The organism is Clostridium muellerianum (genome assembly GCF_012926525.1).
Classification (GTDB): Bacteria; Bacillota; Clostridia; order Clostridiales; family Clostridiaceae; genus Clostridium_AM; species Clostridium_AM muellerianum.
This window is the reverse complement of record NZ_JABBNI010000004.1, coordinates 19832-36797: the sequence shown is the minus strand read 5'-3', so window position 1 is coordinate 36797 and position 16966 is coordinate 19832. Positions and strand designations below refer to the sequence as shown.

General features: G+C 29.2%; 13 protein-coding genes. 12 read left to right on the top strand and 1 reads right to left on the bottom strand.

The features are described from left to right. Window positions 1-189: 189 nt before the first annotated feature. From HBE96_RS01170 to HBE96_RS01160, 3 genes are read left to right on the top strand one after another with little or no spacing between them, the layout of a single operon-like run. The gene (locus HBE96_RS01170; RefSeq protein ID WP_169295938.1) at window positions 190-2112 is read left to right on the top strand and encodes a PrkA family serine protein kinase; all 1923 of its coding nucleotides are present in this window, start codon (window positions 190-192) and stop codon (window positions 2110-2112) included. 7 nt (window positions 2113-2119) lie between these two features. Further along, on the top strand, window positions 2120-3328 hold the full coding sequence (gene yhbH, locus HBE96_RS01165) for a sporulation protein YhbH (RefSeq protein ID WP_169296096.1): 1209 nt from the start codon (window positions 2120-2122) through the stop codon (window positions 3326-3328). Window positions 3329-3340: 12 nt separating this feature from the next. After that, complete coding sequence (locus HBE96_RS01160; protein WP_169295937.1) at window positions 3341-4708, top strand: SpoVR family protein; 1368 nt, start codon at window positions 3341-3343, stop codon at window positions 4706-4708. A gap of 54 nt (window positions 4709-4762) precedes the next feature. Here HBE96_RS01160 and argC read toward each other — a convergent pair whose 3' ends face one another. Then, window positions 4763-5800 (bottom strand): N-acetyl-gamma-glutamyl-phosphate reductase, encoded by a 1038-nt coding sequence (gene argC, locus HBE96_RS01155; RefSeq protein ID WP_169295936.1) that lies wholly within the window; start codon window positions 5798-5800, stop codon window positions 4763-4765. Between the two features lie 147 nt (window positions 5801-5947). Here argC and argB point away from each other — a divergent pair, with 147 nt between their 5' ends. From argB to HBE96_RS01105, 9 genes are all read left to right on the top strand, one after another. Then, a complete protein-coding gene (gene argB, locus HBE96_RS01150) occupies window positions 5948-6847 on the top strand; it encodes an acetylglutamate kinase (RefSeq protein ID WP_169295935.1) in 900 nt (299 codons plus the stop codon). Further along, window positions 6829-7995, top strand: coding sequence for an aspartate aminotransferase family protein (locus tag HBE96_RS01145; protein WP_169295934.1), 1167 nt, complete (start codon window positions 6829-6831; stop codon window positions 7993-7995). The genes argB and HBE96_RS01145 overlap by 19 nt, the downstream gene beginning before the upstream one ends. A 151-nt stretch (window positions 7996-8146) precedes the next feature. Then, a complete protein-coding gene (locus HBE96_RS01140) occupies window positions 8147-9013 on the top strand; it encodes a DegV family protein (protein WP_169295933.1) in 867 nt (288 codons plus the stop codon). 28 nt (window positions 9014-9041) lie between these two features. Beyond that, complete coding sequence (locus HBE96_RS01135; RefSeq protein ID WP_169295932.1) at window positions 9042-10964, top strand: sigma 54-interacting transcriptional regulator; 1923 nt, start codon at window positions 9042-9044, stop codon at window positions 10962-10964. A gap of 208 nt (window positions 10965-11172) precedes the next feature. Beyond that, window positions 11173-12339: an iron-containing alcohol dehydrogenase gene (locus HBE96_RS01130; protein WP_169295931.1), complete on the top strand. Its 1167-nt coding sequence runs from the start codon at window positions 11173-11175 to the stop codon at window positions 12337-12339. A gap of 159 nt (window positions 12340-12498) precedes the next feature. Beyond that, entirely contained in the window at window positions 12499-13380 is an 882-nt protein-coding gene (locus tag HBE96_RS01125) for a sulfide/dihydroorotate dehydrogenase-like FAD/NAD-binding protein (RefSeq protein WP_169295930.1), read from the top strand. Next, a complete protein-coding gene (gltA, locus tag HBE96_RS01120) occupies window positions 13380-14768 on the top strand; it encodes an NADPH-dependent glutamate synthase (protein ID WP_169295929.1) in 1389 nt (462 codons plus the stop codon). Before HBE96_RS01125 ends, gltA begins: the two co-directional genes overlap by 1 nt. A gap of 1328 nt (window positions 14769-16096) precedes the next feature. After that, complete coding sequence (locus HBE96_RS01110; RefSeq protein WP_169295928.1) at window positions 16097-16750, top strand: accessory gene regulator ArgB-like protein; 654 nt, start codon at window positions 16097-16099, stop codon at window positions 16748-16750. 4 nt (window positions 16751-16754) lie between these two features. Further along, a complete protein-coding gene (locus HBE96_RS01105; RefSeq protein WP_169295927.1) occupies window positions 16755-16892 on the top strand; it encodes a cyclic lactone autoinducer peptide in 138 nt (45 codons plus the stop codon). Window positions 16893-16966: the final 74 nt, after the last annotated feature.

Sequence of the window (16966 nt, the reverse complement as noted above, 5' to 3'; positions counted from 1 at the left end):
TGATTTTTCGTATTTTTTTACTTTTAGCTCAAATACTACTATGTATTTTATGTTCTTTGCTTATAGTTACTAGTAAGAGTGTATAGCTTTGTTCTAAAATCTTTAAAAAACTAATATAAATACTACAAAGATATTTCCTTAGAAGATATACAATATGTATTTGTTATTACTTTTTATGGAGGTTATATAATGAATTTTAAAGAATTAATAGAAAATGATAGAGAAAAAAGAAAAAAAGAAGAGTTTCAGGGGAATTTTTTAGATTATCTTGAAATTTTAAAGAAAAATCCTGATGCAGCTAAACTTGCTCATAAAAGAATATACGATATTATAAACAAGTTTGGTGTAGAAGTTTTGAAACCAGAGGAAAACTTAAGAATAAGAAAAATATATGGTAATGAAACTATTAAAAGCTACGGCTTTTTTAAAAATGAGTTTTTCGGCATAGATAAAACCTTGATGAAAATAGCTAGTTACTTTTATTCAGCAGCTATGGAAGGTGAAGAATCAAGGCAAGTACTTTATTTAGTTGGTCCAGTAGGATCAGGAAAGTCTTCTATAGTAGATGCATTTAAAAAAGCTATAGAAGCAAGTGAACCTATATATGCATTGAAAGGATGTCCTATGAGGGAAGAACCTCTTCATCTTATTCCTAAGCATTTAAGAAAAGATTTTGAAGAGATGTTGGGGGTTAAAATAGAAGGAGATTTATGTCCTGTATGCAGGTATAGATTAAAAGAAGAATTTAAAGGCGAATATGAGAAGTTCCCAGTAGTTAAAACTGAATTTTCTATAAGGTCTAGAAAAGGAGTGGGGGTAGTACCTCCTGTTGATCCTAATAACCAAGATACATCTGTACTGGTGGGGTCCGTAGATATATCTAAGATGGATTTGTATCCAGAAGATGATCCTCGTATATTTTCACTAAATGGAGCTTTTGACGTAGGAAATAGAGGAATGGTTGAATTTATAGAGGTATTTAAAAATGATGTAGAGTATTTGCATACTATAATAACAGCCACTCAGGAAAAATCAATACCATCTCCAGGAAAAGGATCAATGATCTATTTTGATGGAGTAATTATTGCCCATTCCAATGAAGCAGAATGGAATAAATTTAAATCAGATCATACAAATGAAGCTATATTAGATAGAATTGTAAAAGTGGAAGTTCCATATTGCTTAGAGTTAAATGAAGAAACTAAAATATATGAAAAAATATTAAAGAAAAGTAATTTTAAAGCTCATATAGCACCTCATACTATTGAAATGGCTGCTATGTTTGCGATACTTACAAGGCTTATGCCATCTAATAAAGTAGATACTCTTACAAAGTTAAAAATATATAATGGTGAAGAAATAGTTGAAAAAGGTACTACCAAAAAGATAGATATCACTGAACTTAGAGAAGAAGCAGGGCTTGGAGAAGGTATGGAGGGTATATCTACAAGATTTATAATTAAAGCTATAGATAATGCTCTTTCTGATTCTGAATATGACTGCATAAATCCTCTAAGTGTTATGGAAAATATAATAAAATCAGTAAAGGATTTAGATATAGCTGATGATATAAAGAGAAAATATTTAGCATTTGTTCAAGATACTATGAGAAAAGAATATAATAAGATCCTTGAAAAAGAAATAACTAAGGCATTTATTCAAAGCTTTAGAGAGCAAGCAGAAAGCTTATTTAATAACTATTTAGATCATGCAGAAGCATATGTAAATAAGACTAAAATTAAAGATAAGTCTACAGGAGAACAATTAGAAGCTGATGAAAAATTCATGAGGTCTATTGAGGAACAAATAGGAATATCAGAAGGTTCTGCTAAAGGATTTAGATCTGATGTAACATCATATATGTTCTATATGATAAGAAAAGGAGAAAAAATAGATTATACTTCTTATGAGCCTTTAAAAGAAGCTGTAGAAAAGAAAATAACTTCTTCTGTAAGAGAGATGTCTCGTATTGTTACTAAGTCAAAGGTTAGAAATAAGGAACAAGATAAGAAATATAATTCAATGGTAGAAGAAATGAAGAAGAATGGATATTGTGACCACTGCTGTGACGTAATACTCAAATATGCAGCTAATAATCTATGGAAGGATTGATGGCACTATGGGCATATTTAGAGAATTTAATCCTATAGGACATGATAGAGTTGCTGAAGACAAAAGAAGGCATAGAGAACTTGTAGAAGATTCTATAAAGAAAAATTTAGTAGACATATTATCAGAAGAAAGTATTATTGGTCAGACTAAGAATAAAAAAATTAAAATACCTATAAAAGGACTTAAAGAATATCAGTTTATATACGGTAAAAATGTGCCAGGAGTTGGAAGTGGTGATGGTACTGAAAAAAGAGGAGATGTTATAGGAAAAGAAAAGGATGCCAAAGGTGGTGGAAACAAAGGGGCAGGTAATAGTGAAGGCGAAGATATATATGAAACAGAGATAACCATTGAGGAGATAATGGAATATGTATTTCAAGATTTAAACTTACCTAATTTAAATAAAAGAAGATTTTCTGAAATAATATCAGAAGGATCAAGAAAAAAGTGTGGATATCAAAAAAGTGGAATCCCACCAAGACTGGCTAAGAAAAAAACTGTAATTGAAAAGCTAAAAAGAAAACAAGGTATGAAAAAGGCTTTATCAGAAAGATACAAAAACGTTGAAGCAGAAAATGAGTTTAAGTTGGAAGATGGTGAAATTAAAGGAAGATTTCCATTTAAAGAAGATGATTTAAGATATTATAAGGTTAAGCCTACTAAGAAAAAGGAATATAATGCGGTAGTTATGTGCATAATGGATACCTCTGCTTCTATGGATCAGAATAAAAAGTATTTGGCCCGTTCCTTTTTTTTTATGCTGTACCAGTTTGTTAAAATGAAATATTCCAGTGTAGAGGTGGTTTTTATAGCACATTCTACATCTGCAAAAGTAGTTACAGAAGATGAATTTTTTCATAAGGTAGAATCTGGAGGCACATATATATCTAGCGGTTATAATAAAGCTTTGGAAATTATAAAGGAAAAGTATAATCCTGATTTTTGGAATATATATTCATTTCATGTAAGCGATGGAGACAACTGGAGTGAAGATAATGACAGGGCTGTAAAAGCTGCAAATGAATTGTGTGATGTATGTAATCTGTTTGGATATGCAGAAATTATGGCATATGGATATACAAGTGCTATTAAAAAGAGATATACAGTTGAAGTTAATAAAAATAATTTTGTATCTGTAGCCATGAAAAGAAAAGAAGATATGTGGGATGCCCTTAGGGAAATGCTTAGTGCAGATATTAAAAATGAATATCAATAAGGGGGTGAAACTTTGGAATATACGGTTACAGATCTAGAAAAATGGGATGATATTATAGAAAAAAAGGTTCAAGAATTAGGTCTTGATTATTATCCCCAGGAATTTGAAATTATAAATTATAACGATATGCTTGCATATGAAGTGTATGTTGGTATGCCATCTATGTATCCTCACTGGAGTTTTGGCAAAGCTTATGAAAGATTAAGGACTTTATATAATTATAATCTTACAGGGTTGCCTTATGAGATGGTTATAAACTCCAATCCATGTATTGCATATTTAATGAAGGATAATACGCTGCTACTTCAAATACTAACAATAGCTCATGTATATGGACATAACGATTTTTTTAAGAATAATAGATTATTTAAAGAGGCTACTAATGCAGAATATACAGTAGAAATGTTTAAAAATCATGCGGATATTATTAGGGCATATATAAATGATCCTAGTATAGGATATATAGAAGTAGAAAAGATGCTTAATGCAGCTCATGCATTAAAATTTCAAACAAATAGGTCTACAGGAGTTAAATGTTTAGATGACGAAGAAATAAGGAGAAGAAAAATAGAAGACTATAAAAATATGGAGGTAAATGAAAGTATTATAGTACCTAGGGTGAAACCAGATCCTCCTGATATAGAAAAAATACCTCAAGAACCTACAGAAGATATACTAGGATTTATATCAAAATATGGAGATCTTGTAGAGTGGCAAAGAAATATTATAGAAATAGTAAGAAATGAAACCCAATATTTTATACCTCAAATGGAAACAAAAATTATGAATGAAGGTTGGGCTAGTTTTTGGCACTATAATATTTTGAAGAAACTTGATTTGCCTCAAAATCTATATATGGAATTTATAAAAAGGCATAATGATGTAGTAGTTCCTCTTGAAGGAAGTATAAATCCTTATTTTCTTGGATTTCAAATTTATAATGATTTAGTAGAAAAGTATGATATTAGTAAAATTTTTGAAGTAAGATCTATTGAAAGGGATGAATCTTTTATTAGAAGATATTTAACTAAAGAACTTTGTACAAAATTAAATTTATTCAAATACATTAAAAAAGAAAAAAAATATATTATTGATGAAATATCTGATGAAGATGGATGGAAAAATATAAGAAATGTATTAAGTGATTCTTGTGGAATGGGATCAATTCCATATATAAGAGTTACTGATATGTCAAAGCTAGATAAGGCACTAACCCTTGAACATGTTTTTGATGGAAGAGAACTGCAGCTTAAGTATGCAATAGAAACAGTTAAATATATTGTAGACTTATGGAAACATAAGGTAGTGCTAAATACTAATTTAGATGGAAAAAATGTTAAAGTTATTTGTGATGAAAATAAAAAAATAATTTATGGATAAAGATTAATAATAAGCATATTGTGCTACAATATGCTTATTATTGTAGATTAAATTTTATGGCATCATTGCAGGAAAATCAAGGCCTGTTTTTTCATCTAAATTAAACATTAAATTCATATTTTGAACAGCCTGACCTGCAGCACCTTTTATGAGATTATCTATGCAGGAAGCTATAATGACCCTTCCAGTTCGTTCGTCCAATCTTATACCTATATGACACAAGTTAGATCCCTTAACCCATCTAGTTTCTGGCATAGTATCTGTAATTTTTATAAAGAATTCATTTTTATAAAAATCTTTATATATTTTATATATTTCTTCTTGCGATTTTTTACAAATTAATTTGCTGTAGCATACTGATAAAATTCCTCTATTCATAGGAACTAAATGAGGAGTAAATGTTAGGGTTATATTATCATTACATATGAGTCCTAGTTCCTGTTCTATTTCAGGTGTGTGCCTATGTTCACCTACAGAATAGGCTTTAATTGATTCATTACATTCTGCAAAAATATTTCCTATTGAAGCATTTCTACCAGCTCCAGATATTCCTGATTTAGCATCTATAATTATAGAACTCTTATCTACTAAATTTAATTTTAAAAGAGGAGCTAGAGCTAATATGCTAGCTGTTGGATAACATCCAGGGTTTGCAATCAAGGAAGCTTTTTTTATATGGTTTCTATTTAATTCAGTAAGCCCATAAACGGATTCTTTTAAAAGTTCAGGGGAGGTATGTTTAACTTTATACCACTGTTCATAAATATTCTCTGAATTAATTCTAAAATCTGCTCCTAAATCAATTACTTTTACACCTTTTTCTAAAGCTTTTTTTGTTATATTAAAGGATTTGCCATGAGGGAGAGCTAAAAATAGCATATTTATACAATTTAATTTATATTCAGCCTCGTGAATATTTATACATAAATCATCTATAAAACCATTAAAGTTTTTATAAATATCTTTATATAGTGTATTTTCATAACTATGAGAACATAAAAAAACTATTTCAATGGAAGGATGATTCTGTAATAGCCATACAAGCTGTTGCCCAGCATAACCTGTAGATCCTATTATACCTACTTTAATCATTTTAACCACTCCTTGTGTAACAAATTTTGAATAAAGTAATTATACACAAAATAAAATATTTATTCAATAAAAATAAAATAAAATATTGAATATTAATAAAAATCATAGTATAATTATTCATATAAAATTTGAAGGTTGGTGGAGTACATGATAAATGTAGAAGAAATTATTTCACTAGATATAGATCCTTTACCATACATGAAAAAGTTTGTGGGTAAGACTTTTGTAATAAAATATGGTGGAAGTATTATGAAAAATAAAAATGCTGCAAAAGCATTTATAGAAGATATAGTTTATATGAAACTCCTTGGTATAAATGTAGTTATTGTTCATGGTGGTGGACCAGAGATATCAAAGTGGATACATATGACAGGAATGGATACCAAATTTGTAAATGGTCTTAGAGTTACTGATGAAAAAGTTATGGATGTAGTAGAAATGGTACTATCTGGTCATATAAATAAAGATATATCAGCTAATTTAAGTAAGTATGGAATTAGTGCTATAGGATTAAGTGGAAGGGATAGTAATTTAATAAAAGCAAAGAAAAAGTACCTATATAATAATGGCGAAAAAATAGATATAGGATTTGTAGGAAAAGTTGTAGGTATAAATAAAAACTTTCTAAGCAATATAATCGAAAAGGGAAGAGTGGCTGTTGTAGCTCCTATTGGATGTGATTCTTATGGGAATAAATATAATATAAATGCAGATTATGCAGCTTCATTTATAAGTTCTGCACTTAAAGCAGAAAAGCTTATAATACTTACAGATGTAGAAGGCGTTTATACAGATATAAATGATAAAGATAATATTTTGAAACACATATCATCTGGAGAAATAAAAAAGTATATAGATGAAGGCGTCATAAATGGCGGTATGATTCCTAAAATGGAATGCTGCATAGAAGCAATTGAAAAAGGTACGAAAAGCATTCATCTTGTGGATGGTAGAAAAAATCATGGCCTAATTTTAGATATAATATCAGGTAAAGGAACTAAAATCACATTAAATGGAGGAATAAATCAATGTCAGAAAGTAATATAATGAACACTTATGGTAGGTTTGATGTAAGTTTTGAAAAAGGAATAGGATGTAAGTTATATGATAACGATGGAATAGAATATATAGATTTTGTTTCAGGAGTAGCTGTAAATTGTCTTGGACACAGCCATCCTAGTATAATAAAAGCCATTGAGGAACAAAGTAAGAAAGTAATGCATATATCTAATTATTACTGGAATAGAAAGTCTATAGAACTTGCAGAAAAACTATGCTCTTTAAGTGAACATGATTCAGTTTTCTTTTGCAATAGTGGTACTGAAGCTATAGAAGTAGGAGTAAAAATTGCTAGAAAATATGGTAAAGTTCATGGTGGAGAAAGTAAAAATGTAATTATATATATGGAAGATTCTTTTCATGGAAGAACTATGGGGGCATTATCCATAACAGGACAGAAAAAGTATCAGGAGGATTTTAAACCACTAATTGGCGGCACCAAAAGTGTAAAATTTAATAATATAAAAGATTTAGAAGACAAAATAGATAAAAATGTATGTGCTGTTATAATTGAGCCAATTCAAGGTGAGGGCGGAATAAATGTAGCTTCAGTAGAATATCTTAAGGGTGTAAAAAAACTATGCGAAGAAAATGATGCATTACTTATATTTGATGAAGTGCAATGTGGAATAGGAAGACTTGGGACTTTGTTTGCATATGAAAAATTCGAGGTTGTACCTGATGTTGTATGTATGGCAAAAGCTCTTGGCGGTGGATTTCCTATAGGAGCTGCAATGGTTAATAAAAAAGCATCTGTATTTGAAAGGGGAGATCATGGTAGTACATTTGGTGGAAATCCTTTAGCTTCAGCAGTTAGCTTGAAAATTTTAGAGGAATTAGTAGATGAGGGGGTAGTAAATAAAGTAGATGAGAAAAGCAGTTATATAATATCTAAATTAGAAGTCCTTAAGAAGAAATACTCTATAATAGAAGAAATAAAGGGAATGGGTCTTTTAATTGGAATAAAACTGAAAGTAGATGTAAAAGAATTTAGTAAAAGCTGTTTTAAAAATAAGCTTTTAGTTGTTACTGCAGGAAAAGATGTTATAAGATTACTTCCCCCCCTTAATGTAGAAAATGAAGATATAGATAAGACTGTAGAAATTTTAGATAGTGTTTTAAAAACTTATAGTTAAAACTTAAAAATAATTTTAAAAGTATGAAGAGTATTTTAATTTTTCATACTTTTTTACTGCATTGATATTTAGAAAATTTATTGATATCATAATTGTAAGTATCATATAAATTAATAACAAATTTATTATTAATTTAGGATGGGGGATAACAATGAAACTTATAATAATGACAGATGCTAGCTGTGATCTACCACCAGATTTTATCGATGAAAATGAAGTTCCCTTTCTTGGACTTACATGTTGTTTTAAAGGGAAAGAATATGAAGATGATTTTGGAAAATCGTTAGGTAGAGAAGAATTTTATAAAGGTTTAAAAGAGGGAGAAATGCCTTCCACATCTCAAATAAATGAATTCAGATTTGTGGAGAAGTTTAAGGAATTACTAAAGCAAAAAGTGCCTATAATATATATAGGTATGTCATCTGGATTAAGTGGAACATTTAATAGTGCAAAATTAGCAAGAGAAATTATTATGGAAGAATATAAGGATGCTGATATAACATTAATAGATACCAGATGTTCTTCTATAGGTCAGGGGATTTTAGTATATAATGCTTATAAGATGATAAAGGAAAATTTTTTGAAAGAAGATATTATAAATTGGATTGAAAATACTAAAACAAAAGTTAATCATTGGTTTGTTGTAGAAGATCTAAAACATTTAAAAAGAGGAGGAAGAATATCTGTATCAAAGGCTGCAATAGGAACTTTACTTGATATAAAACCGATAATTTGCATAACAGAAGATGGAACTTTAAAAAATGTTGATAGTATAAGGGGAAGAAAAAGAGCTATTAAATATTTAATAGAAAAATTAAAAGAGCAGTGTGAAAATCCGTCTGAACAATTAATAGGTATAGCACATGGAGACTGTTTAGAAGATGCTCGAGCTTTGAAAAAAGTTATAGAGAATCAGTTTAAGACTAAAAATGTTATTTTAAGTGAGTTAGGTCTTGGGATGGCTTCTCACTGCGGAAGAGGAATGTTAGCCCTTTGCTTTATAGGAAAAGAGAGGTAAAAGAACATTAGTGTTTTGGGGTGATTTGGTGAAACATAGTATAGAATATGTAAAAGGGTACTGGAATGAATTTATAAAAGTTGAAAAGTGTAATAAAAATTTAAATTCTATAGTTAGAGAGTCTTGGATGAGATGTAGAAAAAATGGAATAGATTATATAAATGGAAATATTAAAATAGCCTCAAAAAGTCAGCTGAATTTAAAATTAAAAGAAAATAAAGAACTTATAGATGTATCTCGTCCTATAATGGAAAACCTATATAATATAGTTGAAGGATCTGGGTTTGTAATAATATTAACAGATAAAGAAGGATATATTATTGATATAATAGGCGATGAGGAACTTATTAAAATTGAAAATTCAAATTTTGTAATTGGAACTTCATGGTCAGAAGAAGCTATGGGGACAAATGCTATAGGAACAGCCATTTATCTCGATAAACCTGTGCAAATAATAGGTGCAGAACATTATTATGAAAAAAATCATTCATTTACATGTTCTGCAGCTCCTATACATAATGAAGATGGAAATATAATAGGCAGTATAAATATGTCAGGAAATTATTCGAAAGCACATTCGCATACTACAGCTATTGTGGTATCAGGAGCTCACTCCATAGAAAAGCAACTTACATTAATAAAATCAAATAAAGTTTTAAATGTAATTTTTGAGTCAATGTCTGAAGGTATGTTAGTTTTAGATGAAGATTTAAAAATAAAAAGTACTAATAGAATGGCTTCAAAAATATTAGGTGTTTCTACAGATGAAATACTTAATACAAATATAAAATCTTTATTAAAAAATATAGATTTTATTAAAAATACATTAAAAGTAGATAAAAAGTATCATAATTTAGATTGTAACTTCTATGTAAAAAATAGAAGAATAAAGTGTAGCGTAAATGCATTTCCTGTTGTTATAGGTGAAAAAATTAAAGGGACTGTAATAACATTTAATAGTGAAGGTTATATGCATAAGGTAGCAAATACTATAGCAGGATTTAATGCATCTTATAAATTTGAGGATATAATAACTAAAAATGAAGAGATGAAAAAGACTATAGAATTTGCTAAAAGAGCTGCTTTAACTAGTTGTAATGTTTTAATTGAAGGCCCTAGTGGAACTGGAAAGGAACTTTTTGCACAATCAATGCATAACTATAGTAACAGAAGCAGTGGTCCATTTGTGGCGGTTAATTGTGCTTCACTGCCAAAGGAACTTATGGAGAGTGAACTTTTTGGATATGAAAAGGGTGCGTTTACAGGGGCAACAAAAGAAGGTCATCCAGGAAAATTTGAGTTAGCCAATAGAGGAACTATATTCTTGGACGAAATTGGGGAATTACCTTTAGATATGCAATCTAAGCTTTTAAGAGTACTTGATAATAATAAAATTACAAGATTAGGTGGAACCTATGAGAAAATATTAAATGTAAGGGTTATAGCAGCTACTAATAGAAACTTACGACAGGAAATAGAAAATAAGAATTTTAGAGAAGATTTATATTATAGACTAAATGTAATGAATGTCAAAACTATAGCTTTAAAGGAGAGAATTGAAGATATACAAACCTTGGCAGAATATTTTGTTTATAGATTAAATTTAAAAAGTTCAAATGATCACAAAACTCTAAGTGAAAAATATTTAGAGTGTATAAAAAGGTATGAATGGCCAGGAAATGTTAGAGAACTTAGAAATGTTGTAGAACGTTCCTATTATTTGTGTGAAGTTGATAACATAACTGAGGAATTTTTATATGGTCACATTGTTAAAACAAAAACTATAATCACAGACAGTCAAAAAGAAATTATGTCTATGGAAAAAATGGAAGCAGAAAATATAAGAAATGCTGTAAATCAGGCAAATGGCGATTTAATAAAAGCAGCACATATGCTTAATATAAGTAGAGCTACCATATATAGAAAGGTAAAAAAATATTCTATAAAGTAAAATGTAAGATTATTCCTCTCAAATTGTGAAAAATATAACCATAATCTCAAAAGTGAGATAAAAAAATCTCGCTTTTGAGATTAAACTTTGTTAAAATATTATAAAATGGCGATTTGATAATTGGCATAAGTTTTGCTAATAATATTAATGTAAACAAATTCATAGGTATTAAAATTTTTAAGTAGACTATAGTTTAGGAGGAATAAAAATGTCAAGATTTACATTACCAAGAGATATTTATTTCGGAGAAAATACTTTAGAAACTTTAAAAACTTTAAAAGGTAAGAAAGCTATAATTGTTGTTGGTGGGGGATCAATGAAAAAATTTGGTTTCCTAGATAAGGTTGAAGAATATTTAAAAGAAGCAGGAATGGAAATAAAATTAATAGAAGGTGTTGAGCCAGATCCATCAGTTGAAACTGTTATGAAGGGTGCAGAAATTATGAGAGATTTTGAGCCTGATTGGATAGTATCCATAGGTGGAGGATCACCAATAGATGCTGCTAAAGCTATGTGGATATTCTATGAATACCCAGAATTTACTTTTGAGCAAGCAGTTGTTCCTTTTGGAATACCAGATTTAAGACAAAAAGCTAAATTTGTTGCTATACCATCTACAAGTGGAACAGCTACAGAAGTTACTGCTTTCTCAGTTATAACTGATTATAAAGCTAAAATAAAATATCCTTTGGCTGATTTTAATTTAACACCAGATGTAGCTATAATAGATCCAGCTCTTGCACAAACAATGCCTGCAAAATTAACTGCTCATACAGGTATGGATGCTTTAACTCATGCAATAGAAGCTTATGTAGCAGGATTAAGATCATATTTCTCAGATCCTCTTGCAATGCAAGCTATAGTTATGGTAAAGGATAGTTTATTAAAATCATATGATGGAGATAAAGAAGCAAGAGACGAAATGCATATAGCTCAATGTTTAGCAGGAATGGCATTCTCAAATGCATTACTTGGAATTACTCATAGTATGGCACATAAAACAGGTGCAGTATTCCATATTCCTCATGGATGTGCAAATGCAATATTCCTTCCTTATGTAATAGATTTTAATAAGAAAGCATGCAAAGATAGATATGCAACTATAGCTAAAACTTTAGGTTTAGCAGGAAATACTGATGATGAATTAGTAGATTCATTAACTTCTATGATACAAGAAATGAACAAGAAAATGGATATACCACTAACATTAAAAGAATATGGTGTAACAGAAGAAGACTTTAATGCAAACTTAGATTTTATAGCGCATAATGCAATATTAGATGCATGTACTGGATCAAATCCAAGATCTATAACTGAAGAAGAAATGAAGAAGTTATTCCAGTGCACATTTACTGGAGATAAAGTTAACTTTTAATTACGAGTGTAGCAAAATTAAAGATATCTAGAATGAGTAATAAATTAAATCTCAAAAGTGGAATAATTTCATTGCATTTTTGGGATTTTTTTAATAGAATTTATTTAAGGACAATATTTTTGGCTTTACTAATGCAAAATTTAAATATGGGGGTAAAAAATGTATAAAATCGTAGAAAGAAAAGAACTGGCACCAAATATTTTTCTAATGGAAATAGAAGCACCAAGAGTTGCAAAATCAGCTAAACCAGGACAATTTATTATAATTAGAATTGATGAAAAGGGAGAAAGAATACCTTTAACAATTGCGGATTATGATGAAGAGAAAGGGACAGTAACTATAGTAATTCAAGCAGTAGGAAGTTCAACTAATAAGTTGTATGACATGCGTTCTGGAGAATACTTAGCAGATTTCGTAGGCCCACTAGGTCAGCCATCAGAATTCGTACATGAAGATTTAGAAACTTTAAAGAAAAAAAGAATTATGTTTGTAGCGGGTGGAGTAGGTTCAGCACCAGTATATCCACAAGTTAAATGGTTAAGAGCTAAAGGTGTAGAAGTAGATGTAATTATTGGTGGAAAAACAAAGGATCATTTATTATATGTAAAAGAAATGGAATCCATTGGAGCTAATGTACATATTTGTACAGATGATGGATCAGCAGGCTATAAGGGTCTTGTAACAAATCTTTTAAAAGAACTTATAGATGGTGGAAATAAGTTTGATGAGGTTGTTGCTATAGGACCAATGATTATGATGAAATTCGTATGCAAACTTACAGCTGAATATGGTATTAAAACTATAGTAAGTCTAAATATGTTAATGGTAGACGGTACAGGAATGTGTGGAGCTTGCAGAGTTAGTGTAGGAGATGAAGTCAAATTTACTTGTGTAGATGGTCCAGAATTTGATGGCCATTTAGTTAATTTTGATGAAGCTATGAGAAGACAAACTCTTTATAAGAGTGAAGAAGGTAGAAAGCTTATTGCAAAAGAAAAAGAAGAAGGACACACTTGCAGCTGTAAAGGAGGCAACAAATAATGAGTAATGATAGAATGAAAAAAGTACCAGTAAGAGAACAAGAACCAAAAGTAAGAGCTGCAAATTTCGAAGAAGTTTGTTTAGGATATAATAAAGAAGAAGCTGTAAAAGAAGCTGAGAGATGTTTAAATTGTAAAAAACCTATGTGTGTGTCACAGTGTCCAGTATCAATAGATATACCTGGTTTTATAGAACATGTTAAAAAAGGAGAACTTGAGGAGGCTGCTAAAGTTATAGCTAAATCCAGTGCACTTCCTGCGGTCTGTGGAAGAGTATGTCCTCAAGAAAGCCAATGCGAAGGAAAATGTGTGCTTGGAATAAAGGGAGAAGCTGTATCTATAGGAAAACTTGAAAGATTTGTAGCAGACTTCTCAAGAGAAAACAATGTAGATTTATCAGAAAAGCAATCTAGTACTGGTAAAAAAGTTGCAGTTATAGGAAGTGGTCCAGCAGGACTTACTTGTGCAGGTGATTTAGCTAAATTAGGTCATGATGTAACTATATTTGAAGCTTTACATGAGGCAGGTGGAGTTTTAGTTTATGGAATTCCAGAATTCAGACTTCCAAAAGAAACTGTAGTTAAACATGAAGTAGAAAATGTTAAAAAGTTAGGCGTTAGAATAGAAACTAACGTAATTGTAGGAAGAACTGTAACTATAGATGAACTTGTAAATGAAGAAGGATTTGATGCTGTATTCATAGGTTCAGGTGCAGGACTACCAAAATTCATGGGAATCCCAGGAGAAAATTTAAATGGAGTATTCTCAGCAAATGAATTTTTAACAAGAAATAACTTAATGAAAGCATTTAAAGAAGATTATGATACACCTATAAAAGCAGGTAAAAAAGTTGCTGTAGTAGGTGGAGGAAATGTTGCTATGGATGCTGCAAGAACAGCATTAAGATTAGGAGCAGAAGTACACATAGTTTATAGAAGATCAGAATCAGAACTTCCAGCTAGAGTAGAAGAAGTACATCATGCAAAAGAAGAAGGCATAATTTTCGATCTTCTTACGAATCCAGTAGAAATAGTAGGAGATGAAAATGGCTGGGTTAAAGGAATGAAATGTGTGAAGATGGAACTTGGAGAACCAGATGCATCAGGAAGAAGAAGACCAGTAGAAATTGCAAATTCAGAGTTTGTAATGGAAGTAGATACTGTAATAATGTCTCTTGGAACATCACCAAATCCATTAATATCTTCAACTACTGAAGGATTAGAAATTAATAAGAGAAAATGTATAGTAGCACAAGAAGAAACTGGTTTAACTTCAAGAGAAGCAGTATATGCTGGTGGAGATGCTGTAACAGGAGCTGCAACAGTTATACTTGCTATGGGAGCTGGAAAAAAAGCTGCTAAGGCTATTCATGAATATTTAAGTAAATAGTGATTTGAAAGGTTTGTAGGGTATCTTGAAGTGAATAAAGCTATGAAATGTAGATTAATATCTTAATTTCATAGCTTTATTTGCATATAAAAAAATTATTATGTATAATAGTAGTATGCAATAGGATAAATATTACTTTAATGTATAAAATATATATTAATTACAATAAGTTGTATCAAAAAGGAGAATGTGTTCGTATGTTAAAAATATCTGTTTTAGAATTTTTTTTTAGAACTGTTCCTGAATCATTTATAATTATTTTTACAAGCTTGTTATTTACAAAAAAAGTATTGATAAAAAAGCATATTTTATATCAAGTATGATTTGTGTAATAGCTACTTATGTGGGGCGATTTCTTCCTATTCATTTCCGTGTATATACTACTATTCTTATTACAGTTTATATTGTAGTATCTATTTTAATAAACAAAATATCCATTAATAAATCAATATTTTGTATATTAATAGAATTTATAATACTATCAATTTGTAAAGTGATAAATTTTTCTGTATTACATTGGTTAAGTATTGATGTATACGCAGTTCTGAGAAATCCAGTAAAGAAAGTTTTATATCTTGCACCCTCCTTAATATTATTTAATAGCTTAGTAGCATTACTTTATGTAGCAATATGTAAAATTGAAAAAATTACCTACATAATATCCGTTTTTTGCAGAATGTATGGCATTAATTATGATAATGATGGAATTAAAATAGGCGTTATCATATTTGATTACTAAAATTTAATTTAAAAAATTATATAGAAGTGATTTTTTAATTATAATATCGCTATATTATTCCTTTTATGTACAAATAATGTTATAATTATTATAAATTCTATATGAGGAAGGATTAATAAAATTATGATACAAGTATCTCTATTGGAAGTTTTTTTAAGAGGTATTCCTGAGTCTCTTTTATATATTTTTATAAGCTATTTATTTGCCAGGAAAAAAATAAATAAAAAATCGTATTTTGTATCAAGTATTCTTTTTGCAATAACAGTTTATTTAGTAAGAAAGCTTCCTATTCATTTTGGAGTTCACACTATTGTAATTATTATATTTTATATTATAATAAACATTTTAATAAATAAAATACCTATTGATAAATCTATATCTTCTATATTGAGTGGGACGATAGTATTATTAATTTGTGAATGGATAAATTTATTTATATTAAATGATTATCTAAAAATAAATATACAAATTATGATAAATCATCCATTAATGAAAAGTTTGTATATGATGCCTTCTTTAGTACTGTTTATATGTTTTATTTACTTACTTTACATATTTGTGTATAAAAATAAGGAAGAGGATTGTAAAAATGTTTTTAACTGAAAGTTTATCAAATAAAATAGGATATAAGATTGCTAGAACTTTAAAATTGGACAAGGATTCAGAAGAAATTATGGCGTATGGAGCATTTTGTTTGCTACAGATTTTCTGGTCAATTTTATGGATTATGTTATTTGGAATTGTATTTAATATGTTGATAGAAGTGTTTATTATCTTCTTTGTTATTTGCATATTAAGAAAATACTCTGGAGGAGTTCATGCTAGTTCTCCAGGTAGATGTACTATTGTTGGAATAACTGTGTGTGTAGGATTTAGTTTAATTATTCATAAGATATACTGGATGTTCAATTTATATTATATAGTTTTTTTTAGTGTAATAAGTTTAATATTTTCATATTATATAGTTTATAAACTTGCTCCTGTGGATAGTATTGCTAAACCTATTGTTAAAATGGAAACTAAAAAACGTTTTAAAAGGAAATCTATATTAATACTTAATATTTTGTCTATAATTATATTTGTAATATTAATTTTTTATTTTAAATATAGTAATGTATTTTTATTAAACAGCATTATGTGTATATGTGTAGGTGCTGTTTGGCAGTCATTTACACTTACCAATGAAGGGCATAAAATATTAACTAAAATAGATAATATTTTAAAAAATTTTGCGAGGAAGTGAGCATATGAAAAAAGGTTTAGAAAAGGTTGTTGCAAATTTAAGTGCAAAAGTACTTAAATCCCTTGCGCGTTCAACATCAGCATCAGCATGTTACACAGGGTTCTATCAACCTAAGGAGCCAAAATGCCTTAGGGAAAAATAACATTTAAAATATAAGGATCAAATTTTTGATCCTTATATTTTTAGAGAGTTATAATAAATAATTATATGGGTGTG